Source organism: Streptococcus oralis (genome assembly GCF_001578945.1).
Classification (GTDB): domain Bacteria; phylum Bacillota; class Bacilli; order Lactobacillales; family Streptococcaceae; genus Streptococcus; species Streptococcus oralis_Q.
In genome coordinates, this window is record NZ_KQ969665.1 from 1 (window position 1) to 264 (window position 264).

The 264-nt window shown below is 43.6% G+C and carries 1 protein-coding gene; it reads right to left on the reverse strand.

The genetic code is table 11. The features are described from left to right. The coding region (locus SORDD16_RS10290) for an IS30 family transposase (RefSeq protein ID WP_128973524.1) at window positions 1-264 on the reverse strand (264 nt) is incomplete at both ends.

Genomic DNA, 264 nt, shown 5'->3' on the forward strand with positions numbered 1-264 from the left:
AGCTGAAAACATAGATTTGGCTGTTCTATCTGGTATCTTGAAAGCTAAGTAAAAACGCGTTTTTCGCTCTAGAAAAGTCGCTAAACAGCCCTTACTTTTGCCTCTGGAAGACACTACAGTATCAAGCTCCCAATGGCCAAAAGTTTTACGATTCCGAACCTCTTTAGGACGTTTGGCAATCGACGTGCCAATCCTAAATGTCCCACGTGTTTCTTTGGGTTGTCGAGTCTTCCCTTTACGACGAAGGACGCTTAAATCCAGATC